Source organism: Pseudomonas sp. Irchel s3a12 (genome assembly GCF_900187485.1).
GTDB lineage: Bacteria > Pseudomonadota > Gammaproteobacteria > Pseudomonadales > Pseudomonadaceae > Aquipseudomonas > Aquipseudomonas neuropathica.
In genome coordinates, this window is sequence record NZ_FYDN01000031.1 from 1 (window position 1) to 5,333 (window position 5,333).

Genomic DNA, 5,333 nt, shown 5'->3' on the forward strand with positions numbered 1-5,333 from the left:
ACGATGCATGGGCTAAATTCTCTGGGGAAACCCAAGAGTTTGGCCCTGCATCTAGCCATTTTCCTGTAGAAAATCTGTCTGGAGAAAAGTGCCTGAAATGTGGCGAAGAAGTGTTTTCACCAGAAAGCAATAGGAAAATTACAGCAGCAATAAACGATGCAAGCCGTAAAAAAAATGCAGCGTTTATTAAAAATGTTAGGAAAAACAAGATTGGTATCACCCAAGGGGAAGCAGTAAAAATTCTTTCCGGCGGTGGTCATAATGCTTTTTCACGTTATGAGAATGCAGAAGTACCAATACCAAAACCGTTGTTGGTTTTGATGCATGTATTGGATAAAGAACCCCATCTCTATGAACAAATCAAAAAGATGAGAATACGAGCATGATGTGCAAAAAGTTTTTATCCTAAAAAGCGGCCTATTTGGCCGTTTTTTTTTGGATGGGAGAAAAGCCACTCGCACAAGCAGAACTCTCTAACAGAGTCCACCACTCCCCAGCCTAGCTAAACGTCTTTATCTCCTAATGAAGAAAGGCAAGGCCGGCTGCGCGCAGCTAGGGCCGCAGGAGCGGCAGGATAAGGAAGGCTCACGCGCGCCTAGGGGGCTCCCACTGGCGTGGGAGCCCCTACGATCGGCCTTTAAAAAAAGCGTCTCGCATGACTCCACGCAGTGGGGAAATTGGTCCAGGTTTGACTCCCGGCTCCCACTCCCAACAGGCGTTCCAGACTTTCGGGGATTGATTACAACGGCGTCCCCTGCCCTCTTCGGCGTCTGGCGGTCGGTGGGTTTTGAGACAGTTACAGCGCCCGTGGTTGGGTTTTTGCGCTGCCCTGCCGTTGCCTTCTCGCCCTTGCGGGTCGCACCTGACCGGCTATACCGGCTACCGTGAAGAGATCCCCTTGATCGGTAGCTATTACTTTCCCGAGCCCAAAGCATCTTGATTCCAAGCGTCGGGAAGAGGTGTCGGGGGAGGCTGGAAGCTAGACAGGAGAGGGTTTTCTCGCCAGAATTGTGCTTACCAGGTCTCGATCCCCGCCGCCTAAAGCAGAGAATCCCCGAGACCTAGGCCAGGGCGGTTGCCGCCGCGCCTGACCCGAATGAAACCCTGCCTTGGCAGGGTTTCTTCGTTTTAAAGCTATGTAACTGATAAGGCCAAAGATATTGCCTTTATTCGCGCAGCGCAAACACCTATTTTTTTCACCTGCGACTGGCGAACAAATCCTCCGCCTAGGCGGTGATAAACTGTCGCTCACCCTACAGACAGAACCCGACACTGCCCTACATGGCAAAATTAACCATCGGTCGTATGGCAAATCTTTATGGTTTGCATCGATCAACACTGCATGAAGCTGTGGCTAAAGGCCGCATCACTGCTGTGCTGGATGGAAAAGGTCAAAGGGTTATAGACCTTTCTGAAATGATTCGAGTTTATGGCGAACCACAGGGCCATACCCGACACTCCCCGACACTAGATCCAGACACCACCCCTACACCTCTTTTGGAGACCTTGAGTCCCCTTTTGGAGGAGCTGCGCTTGTTGCGCGAGGAAGTAAGGGAATTACGGGAAACGATGCGGTTGCTTGAACACAAGCCGGATCCCGCACCTGCGCAGCAGAAATCAACTGCGTCTTTGGCTCCTCAAGAACCAGCCACTTGGGCTAGCTTGTTCAGCGCCCTGGATGACTGAAGAGAAGTCACAGAACAAGAAAACTAGCGAAAACACTTGAGCCAACCACAAGCTTTTAGCGTCAAAGCCGGGTATCGGGGAAATCCCTGATCAGGTTTTTGGGAGCCGACTGCGTGCAGGCGGTGGCCACAAAACATTTCCTGTCCGAGGATTACATTCGATTTGCCTTCCCACGGCCAGCGGTGGGGTTTCAAAGGGGCTTCCCCTTTGGCACGGCCGATGTTTAGAAAAGGCGAAGCTCTTTTGTAAACAATCGGTAACGTGCCTCCCCTGAGCCAACTTCCCAAAAAGATTTACTCTAAGTCGCTCTAAATCGCTCAGATTTTCTCTAATTTTCTCTAATTTTCTCTAATTTTCTCTAAATCGCTCTAAATTTCTCTAAACGGCTCTGTACGCATAGCGCAAAATCTTCCGTGTTTTCACTGTGATTTTTTTGGGTTTTCGCGCAAACAAGGGCTAATGACACAGCAAAATGTGCCTTTTAATGGGTGTCCCCAAATCACTGAGGACAACTCATATGGCTCACTTCAAAGCGTTTCTGTACGAACTGCTGGTCAACGTCGCCACTTCCCTGCTGCTCGATCTGCTGCATCAGGTATTCAACCTGGTGGAATCGACATCGGCCTGCCTGGCAGTCTTAGCACCGGCGCTGTGTGGGTTAACGTGAACGTTACAGTTCAACGGCAAACCCCTTGATGCCGTGAGCTTCGGCAAAGCGGCCCACGGCGGTCAGACTGGCCCAGGTGCGCAGCGCTTCGCGCCGCGAGCGCACCGGCAGCCAGCGACTGCCGGCGCCGCCCAGACGGATGGCCAAGCCCCATTTTTCATCGTGCCGGCTGATCAGCACTTCACGCACGGCGCCGGCCTCGAGCATGGCGCGCAAGGTTTCTTCCTGGATTCCAGCCCGCATCAATTTGACCTCTTTGTTTGCGTTCGATGAACGAGGCTTCGTTCATCTCAGGTGAGATATCTCACATTGGCTGAATGCTATCTGTCATCACGTGCTTATTTTCGCGTCCGCGAAAATCGGGTGGGTAAAGTACGGTTCTCAAAAAATGACTTCGCTGATCGCTCTATTTCGTGGGTTGTTACCGATTACACGTACGGTAAAACCACAAAAAATCAGCCATAGGGTGGGTAAAGTACGGAGCCACCGCAAAAGATTGCGGCAAAGTGGGGGGGGGGCCGATTTAACGCAGCAGTTTCGCGGGCGCGAAACTACGCCACAGGTAGCTCACCTGATGACCTACCCCTAGCTCATCGCTGCACGCTAAGGGTCAAATCTGCACGTTAGCGTTCACCGTGCTGACTTGTAGGACGCGCTTTCTCCACGCCTAATCGCCCCCCCCACCCTCTACGGACCTTACGTACCTACGCTTTTGCGTAAGTACGCAAAGGCGCCACCACGGCTGTGGATTTTCGCGGACGCGAAAATCCACAAGTTCCATGCTGGAACTTTTCTACCGGAAGGCTGGTGGCACGCGCGTAGGGATGGCTTGGCGTAAAACCCCTCACCATGGCTCTGGCGTACCAGTCCCCGCCATTCTGGCGTCCAGCGGGCACAAAAAAGCCCACCGAGGTGGGCTTGGATGACGGGTGGCATTTAACGAATGCCCCGTTATGGGTAACGCGCTTACAGCCCTTCGTTGGCCCGCGCCAGATCTGCCGCCGTCGGCAGCTTTGGCGGAGCTTTCGGTAGCTTGCGGCCGAGGACATACCAGACCAGGGTGCGGCCGTCGTCCGTGCCGTTACCGGCCGACGTCACGGCCAGCAGCTTCCAGCCTTCGGCCAGCTTGGCATTGGCACTGGTTGCCCCGGAAACCTGCATTACTTCGTCCACTTCGTGCATCTGCATCGGTGCTGCTCCTTGAATGGCCCGGGCGCGAACCGGCCGGGCGGGGGTTGCTTTTCATGCTTGATGACGTGAGCAAAAAAGCCCCAAAAACTAAAACTGTAAACCTCATTCGGATTGGCACTGCGCCGGTTCAGCCCCGCAAAACCTTGCGTGGCGAATTAACGAATGGAGCAGGTTTATGCGTTTTATATGTTTTTTGATTCGGCTGGTGATTCGATTGTTGATTGAGTGGTTTTTCGACGGTATTTCATTCGATTGGCTATAGCTCAGTTTCAAAGCTAGCTGACCACCATCCAGACGCAAAAAATCCCGCAGATCAGCGGGATTTTTTGTACTTGGGGGGTTACGAAAGCGTCGTTATGTGTGGAGCCTCAGCACGGGAAGGCATCGTTTCACGGCTCTAAAAGGCAAAAAAAAGGCACAAAAAAGCCGCTCTAGGAAAGCGGCTTTTCAGTAGGAAACGGGTTAGGAACCATTTCCGCGATCTCAAGGGATCATTCGCGTGTGAACCGATATTACACACTTTGAGTGGAAGTCACCATAAATAACGGTCTAAAAAGGCGCTTTTGAGGGCCTCAAAAGCACCTCAAAAAGCGTCCTAGAAAATCTAGCGAACGCTTCTGAAAAAAAAATTTATGCCCTGAAAGCCTTGTTTTAAGGTGCTATTGCGACATTTCAACCTATACCGATACGTGGTTCGGGGAGTGATGGCAAAAAAACACTAAAAAGGCTGATAACATCTTCTCAGCTCAATGAGCGGTAACGTTCGTTGCAGGACCTTTCGACACGGGCCTAGGAACCCGTCTCGGCTTTATCGAAAGGCCCACAGCTGGACCAGCCTCAAGGGATCATTCGCGTGAGACCGACCTGGGAGTTTGGCTGGGAGACACCAGGAGAGGCAGTCCTTTCACGAGGACACACAGTATGCGAGCTATTAAACGCCTGCTGCGCCTAGCGATGACAATGATCAATGCCTATCGGGCTTGGGAATTTATTCGTGACAGCATCGACAGTCTGTAAGGGCTGAAGAGAAAAAACCTCACTTTCGAGTGAGGTTTTTTTTCGCCTCAACGATGTGAAATCAGCTCTATGGTCTTGACATTTTTACCCTTTAAGGGTAATCTACGCTGGCCTAAAAGCAAATCCTAATTTAATTGATGGAGACGGTGTAATTGGTAGAAATTGAAAGGCTTGTTATATAACAGCTATTGATTGTTCTTATTAGTTACTACTTAGTTTTGGAGTCTTAAAAATGAAAATATTTAATATTATAACTTACAGAAGGAGCAAGAAATGCGACCTAAAAAGGCAGCGAAGACGAATGTAAAATATAAACCGTGCTATGACCTTTCTGTATTACAGAAAGCAGTGGCAAAGAATCCTGTAAATTCCTTTACTAAATCGGCACTGGTTGGAATCGCGGAAGCAGATTTATCCTTTGACGAAGCAGTGGAATTGGTTGCGTTGATTGTTCCAGTCAACTTTTACAAGAGCATGCCTTGTGAAAATGACCCAGGATGGTATCAAGATGTCTACACTGTTCCGTATTACGATACGGTCATGTACATCAAATTTACAAACTACCCGCATGGTAAGGTAGTGATCTCTTTTAAAGAGAGGTAAGACCGATGAGCAGCGTTGGAAAATGTCCGTGCTGCGGGGCTGACGATGCATGGGCTAAATTCTCTGGGGAAACCCAAGAGTTTGGCCCTGCATCTAGCCATTTTCCTGTAGAAAATCTGTCTGGAGAAAAGTGCCTGAAATGTGGCGAAGAAGTGTTTTCACCAGAAAG

The 5,333-nt window shown here is 50.4% G+C and carries 6 protein-coding genes and 1 pseudogene; 5 read left to right on the forward strand and 2 right to left on the reverse strand.

The features are described from left to right. From CKW14_RS29140 to CKW14_RS30080, 3 genes are all read left to right on the forward strand, one after another. A partial coding sequence (locus CKW14_RS29140) for a type II toxin-antitoxin system MqsA family antitoxin (protein ID WP_095126663.1) occupies positions 1-386 on the forward strand: 386 nt, incomplete at its 5' end. A gap of 895 nt (positions 387-1,281) precedes the next feature. After that, positions 1,282-1,686, forward strand: coding sequence for a hypothetical protein (locus CKW14_RS29885; RefSeq protein WP_141231841.1), 405 nt, complete (start codon positions 1,282-1,284; stop codon positions 1,684-1,686). A gap of 517 nt (positions 1,687-2,203) precedes the next feature. Then, positions 2,204-2,353: a hypothetical protein gene (locus CKW14_RS30080; protein WP_176471357.1), complete on the forward strand. Its 150-nt coding sequence runs from the start codon at positions 2,204-2,206 to the stop codon at positions 2,351-2,353. A gap of 3 nt (positions 2,354-2,356) precedes the next feature. Here the strand turns inward: CKW14_RS30080 and CKW14_RS29145 are convergent, their stop codons facing one another. After that, complete coding sequence (locus CKW14_RS29145) at positions 2,357-2,596, reverse strand: hypothetical protein (protein ID WP_095126664.1); 240 nt, start codon at positions 2,594-2,596, stop codon at positions 2,357-2,359. Between the two features lie 723 nt (positions 2,597-3,319). After that, a complete protein-coding gene (locus tag CKW14_RS29150) occupies positions 3,320-3,541 on the reverse strand; it encodes a hypothetical protein (protein ID WP_095126665.1) in 222 nt (73 codons plus the stop codon). 1,293 nt (positions 3,542-4,834) lie between these two features. Between CKW14_RS29150 and CKW14_RS29155 the strand changes: the two genes are divergently transcribed. Beyond that, the gene (locus tag CKW14_RS29155; protein WP_095126666.1) at positions 4,835-5,164 is read left to right on the forward strand and encodes a type II toxin-antitoxin system MqsR family toxin; all 330 of its coding nucleotides are present in this window, start codon (positions 4,835-4,837) and stop codon (positions 5,162-5,164) included. Between the two features lie 5 nt (positions 5,165-5,169). Further along, positions 5,170-5,333 (forward strand): annotated as a pseudogene (locus CKW14_RS30640) (type II toxin-antitoxin system MqsA family antitoxin); the annotation flags it as partial.